Raw genomic sequence first — 1,520 nt, 5'->3', positions numbered from 1 at the left:
CGCGAAGCGACCGCGAAGCGGCTCGGCCTGGTGGCCCCCGCAGGTTCGGCGGTACGCCCTCCGGGTGACCGACCGACCGAGGGGAGCCCCCGCCCCCACCTCAGCCACCCACCCCGCCGCACACACCAAACGAGCCCCCACCCCCCTTGGGAGTAAGGGCCCGCCGGAGGTGTTGTCGACTCAGACGCCGACCAGGGCCTGGTTCTCCCATTCCTCGTACGCCCGGTGATCCCCGGTGATCACGTACCGGCGGAGTTCGAGCCGTTCCCTCGACTCGAAGCTGCGCGGGTCGCTCCGGAAGGCCTTCGCCAGGATGGAGCCCGCGGCCCGGTCCGACAGCCGGGCGGGGGCGATCTCCAGAAACAGCGTCCCCATCTTCCAGTCCGCCAACAGGAGCTGATCGACCAGGGCCCGGCCCTGGACAACGGTCTGGCGCCCGCCGTACGCCTCGTCCTCGGGTACGTCCAGCGCCGCCCGGAACGCGTTCAGCCGTTCGCGGTTGCCGTCCCGGGCGAAGTCCCGAGCGGCCATGGCGTGCAGGCGAACGGTATCGGTGTCGTAACCGGCAGCGGCCAACGCAGCCAGGGCCTCGTCGTCCGGGAGATGTGCCGGAGCGTGACGCAGGGCGATCGAGCCTTCCCAGAGTACGAACGCCTCCGCTTCGTCGGCCGGCTCGACAGGCGCACTCGCCACCGTCGCGTCGGCCCGTACGTCTTCGACGGCCTGGGCCACGAGTTCCCGCAGTTGCCCGACGTCCGGTGCCCCGTCCAGAGCAGTCACGCGGTCAGCGACCCGGGCCGCGACCTCTTGCGCCTTGCCCTGGATCTCCCGCCAGGCCCGGCCTGAGAGGTCTGCAAGGAAGTCGTCCCCCGCGGGGGACATCAGCCCCAGCTCGACAAGCGCGTCGCCGAGTTGTTCGGCCGTCGCCGCCTGGTCGACGAGCCGGTAGGCATGGGAGCGTCCGATGTTGAACTCCGCCTTGGCGTACGCCTTCCAACTGGGATAGCCCAGCACGGTCCAGATCCGGGCGGCGTGCGCGCGACGTACGGCGGCGGCGAGTCGTCCGGTGGCCGTCCTGACGTCCTTGATCGCGGTCCGGATCTCGGCGGTGAGCGCGTGAGCCTCGTCCAGGTCGAGCGGGGTGACAACGTCGCCCTCGACCGGCGTGCGGTCGACGTGATCCGGGTCCTTCGGCATGCCTCCAGTCTGCTCTGCAGGTGGGCCGAGCGGCAGCAGGAAGATGTCGCACGTTCGTGTGACCTGGTCCGCCGGTCGTTGCCGGTCAACGCACCGGGAGCCCGCCGGCCGGAGGTGGCGACCACCGGCCCGGCCCGGTCCGGCGGAGCCGGACCCGGTCCCGCCGCCCGCGGCGGGACCACGGCCGCGCTCGCGCGGCCCAACAAGAGGTGCCGCCCCGCCAGGGGCGTCCGCGGCCCGGTGCCGACGGCACCGGCCGACGAAGGAGGCCGGGGCCGGCGAGCACGCACCGGGCCACCAACACAGCCGCCCCGCCAGGGGCG

1 protein-coding gene is annotated in these 1,520 nt (G+C 72.8%); it reads right to left on the bottom strand.

Annotated features, from left to right (window positions below):
* Positions 1-180 precede the first annotated feature (180 nt).
* Complete coding sequence (locus AB0958_RS45095) at positions 181-1,197, bottom strand: hypothetical protein (protein ID WP_366896287.1); 1,017 nt, start codon at positions 1,195-1,197, stop codon at positions 181-183.
* Positions 1,198-1,520: the final 323 nt, after the last annotated feature.

The sequence above is a fragment of the Streptomyces sp. NPDC006655 genome (assembly GCF_040703965.1).
Taxonomy (GTDB): Bacteria; Actinomycetota; Actinomycetes; order Streptomycetales; family Streptomycetaceae; genus Streptomyces.
This window is presented reverse-complemented; position numbering and strand designations above follow the sequence as displayed.